This is a genomic window from Frankia sp. CoWAU3, from assembly GCF_977971855.1.
In genome coordinates this window covers 1-2,691 of sequence record NZ_CDWWXB010000326.1, presented here as the reverse complement: position 1 = coordinate 2,691, position 2,691 = coordinate 1, and the positions used below count along the sequence as shown (strand labels likewise).

At 71.9% G+C, this 2,691-nt stretch carries 4 protein-coding genes; all 4 read right to left on the bottom strand.

Translation table 11 applies throughout. The features are described from left to right. Positions 1 to 115 precede the first annotated feature (115 nt). The 4 genes from AC08ON_RS17980 to AC08ON_RS17965 all read right to left on the bottom strand — a co-directional run bounded on the left by AC08ON_RS17980 (position 116) and on the right by AC08ON_RS17965 (position 2,666). Entirely contained in the window at positions 116 to 985 is an 870-nt protein-coding gene (locus AC08ON_RS17980) for an MBL fold metallo-hydrolase (RefSeq protein WP_476617420.1), read from the bottom strand. 2 nt (positions 986 to 987) lie between these two features. Beyond that, a complete protein-coding gene (locus AC08ON_RS17975; protein WP_476617419.1) occupies positions 988 to 1,935 on the bottom strand; it encodes an NUDIX hydrolase in 948 nt (315 codons plus the stop codon). A 100-nt stretch (positions 1,936 to 2,035) separates the two neighbouring features. After that, positions 2,036 to 2,500 carry a RidA family protein gene (locus tag AC08ON_RS17970; RefSeq protein WP_476610473.1) on the bottom strand — a complete coding sequence of 155 codons (465 nt, stop codon included), beginning with the start codon at positions 2,498 to 2,500 and terminating at the stop codon, positions 2,036 to 2,038. 1 nt (position 2,501) lies between these two features. Continuing rightward, positions 2,502 to 2,666 carry a DUF4177 domain-containing protein gene (locus AC08ON_RS17965; RefSeq protein WP_023840716.1) on the bottom strand — a complete coding sequence of 55 codons (165 nt, stop codon included), beginning with the start codon at positions 2,664 to 2,666 and terminating at the stop codon, positions 2,502 to 2,504. Between the last annotated feature and the right edge of the window lie 25 nt (positions 2,667 to 2,691).

The window sequence follows — 2,691 nt, the reverse complement described above, 5'->3', positions numbered from 1 at the left end:
AAGGTTAAACGACAAGCTTAGTGGCCTCCCCGGAACCTCTCGGTGGTGTGAGGCGGCCGTCCGGCTACCGCTGCCACGGACGTACCGCTCGCCATCGGCTGGTCGGCTGGGCTGATCAGGCGCCGTCGGGATGCTCCCGCAGATAGGTCAGCTGGGCGCGGACCGACAGTTCCGCCGCGAACCACAGGGCGCGGTCGACGTCCGCGTAGACCCGGCGGACCACGTCGGCTGCGTCCGCCTCCGCGGCGTCGACCCCGGCGTCCACCAGAGCACGCCGCACCTGGTCGAGTCGGTTGTGGCGGTGAGCCAGGTAGCGCTCGGCCGCGCGGCCAGCCGCGGGCAGTTCGGGGCCGTGGCCGGGCAGCACGGTGGTCTCGCCGAGTTCCCGCAGCAGCCGCAGGCTGTCCAGGTAGTCACCGAGACGGCCGTCCGGGTGAGCGACCACGGTACTGCCACGCCCGAGAATCGTGTCTCCGGTCAGCACCGCCGGACCGGGGGGGAGATTGCCGGAGGTCGGGCCCGACTCCGCCCGGTCCCGGCAATCCGCGGAGTGCTTGTCTTCCCCGGGTGGCTTGTCTTCCCCGAGTAGAAGGAACGACAACGAGTCGGCGGTGTGCCCCGGGGTGGGAAGGACCCGGAGCTCGACGCCGGCCGTGGCGATCACATCGCCGGCCGTGAGCCCCTCCGATCCCAGCCGGAAGACGGGGTCGAGCGCCCGGACCGGGGCACCGGTGAGATCGTGCAACGTGGCCGCGCCGGCACTGTGGTCGACATGGCCGTGGGTCAGCAGAATCAGATCGACGCGGCCGGCCGCCGCGACCGCCGCCAGATGTCCGGCGTGGTCCGGGCCGGGGTCCACGACCACACACCCCTCCTCGCCGGCGGCGCGCAGGATCCAGGTGTTGGTGCCGTCGAGCGTCATCGGGCCCGGATTCGGAGCGAGAAGCACGGCGGCCAGGGGAGTGATCTGTCGGGGCACGGCCATGGCTATTGCCGCGCCCGGTCGGTGGGGCCCGCATCCCGCAGGTCGTCATGGTTTCCCGGGTCGTCGTACGCCTCGTCATGCGGCAGCAGGAGGTGTGCTTCGCCGCCGCTGACCAGAATCCTCGGCATGATCGGCGACAGGTCGCGGGCGTGGGCAGCGGCCAGCACCGCCGCGACGTCGGCGTATTCGGATAGTTCGGCGAGGGTAAACGCGGTGGGTGGCAGCATGTCCATGGTCCCGGCCGTATGGCGTTCGAGGGCGTCCGCAGGGCGTATCCACTGCATCCGGTCCGCCTCGCTGGAGGGTTGGCCGGGATGCTGGCCGGTGGGAAGCGCCGCGACGAAGAACCTGGTGTCGTACCGTTGCGGCTCGATCTCGGGAGTCACCCATCTGGCCCAGGGCGCGAGGAGATCGGCCCGCAGCACGAGGGAGTATTTGCGGAGCAGGGCGCTCAGGCCGAGCTCGTGCCGTTCCAGGGCGAGGCGCTCGGCGGCCCGGACCTGATCGCTGAGCGCCTCCGGGCCGCCGCCGAGCCGGCCGTCCTCGCCCGCCACCGCGCCGGCCAGCAGGATCCCGCACTCCTCGAAGGTCTCCCGTACGGCCGCACAGACGAGCGCGCGGGCGAGTGCGGGATCGGCGTCGAGCGCGTGCATGACCTCGGCGACCGATGGACCCGCCCAGGGCACGTCTGGCCCCATATCGGCCGGATCTACTCGTCCACCTGGGAATGCGTACATCCCACCGGCGAATGCCATGGTCGCAGCCCGGCGCAGCAGGTAGGCCTCGATCCCCTGGTTACCCGGCGCGTCGCGCAGCAGCACGACCGTCGAGGCGTCGCGCACCGCTGCGGGCGGCGCGGACGGATGGCGCGCCGTCACCCCGTCGCGGCGGCCTCCGTCGGCCGGGGACCAGCGCAGCCGAGCGATCAGGGCAGCCTTGTGGTCGACCATTGCCCAGATGCTAGAGCCGTTGGTGGCGAGGTGGGGTTTGTTTGTCCTGTTGGCCGCGGCGCGCCGCCGCAACCCCGAGGCCGGCACCGGCGGGACTGGCCTACCCCCCGAGCACCAGTTCGATCTCGACCGGTGCGCCCAGCGGCAGCGCCGAGACGCCGACGGCCGAGCGAGCATGCTGACCGGCCTCGCCGAAGACCGCCGCGAGCAGCTCACTCGCCCCGTTGACGACCGTTGGCTGGCCGGTGAAGCCGGGGGCGCTCGCGACGAATCCAACCACCTTGATGATCCGGGTGATCCCGTCGAGCCCGCCGGCCACCGACGCCGCCGCCGCCAGCGCGTTGAGCGCGGCCGTCCGGGCGAGCTCCGCGGCCTGCTCGACGGTTACCTCGGCGCCCGCGCCCACCAGGCCGGTGCGGGCCAGCCGGCCGTCCACCAGCGGAAGCTGACCGGCCGTCCAGATCAGGCTGCCCGCCCGGACCGCGGGGAGGTAGGCGCCGGCCGGGGTCGGGACCGGCGGCAGCGTCAGGCCCAGCGCCGCCAGGCGTTCGCTCGGTGCGGCCATGTCAGGACTGACTCCTGGGACGCTTGAAGTAGGCGACGAGGCTCTCGGGGTTGGGACCGGGAACGATCTGGACCAGCTCCCAGCCGTCCTCACCCCAGTTGTCGAGAATCTGCTTGGTGGCGTGGATCAGTACCGGCGCCGTCACGTACTCCCACTTCGTCTGCATGACACCGGACCTTAGCTTGTCGTTT